1 protein-coding gene is annotated in these 218 nt (G+C 61.5%); it reads right to left on the bottom strand.

The features are described 5' to 3' along the window. Positions 1-30: 30 nt before the first annotated feature. Positions 31-218, bottom strand: a 188-nt coding sequence (locus ACZIRK_RS45800) for a transposase (protein ID WP_463332055.1), incomplete at its 5' end; no start/stop codon positions are given.

Below are 218 nucleotides of genomic sequence, written 5' to 3'. Positions count from 1 at the left end.
GATCGAGCATTCCTCGACGGTCCGGCGTGCTCATCTTCCGGACCTCCGCGCTAAAAAATCGCGCTCGACTGTCAGTTGTCCAATCTTGGCATGCAGCTTCTCGATCTCGCGTTCGCGCGCGTCCTCGCTCTCCCGCCCGACACCCGCGTCAAAGGCCCGGGCCGCCTGGTCCAGCAGTTGCTTCTTCCAGGCATAGATCTGGTTCGGGTGAACCTCAT

The organism is Bradyrhizobium sp. Leo114, from assembly GCF_055229415.2.
This window is presented reverse-complemented; position numbering and strand designations above follow the sequence as displayed.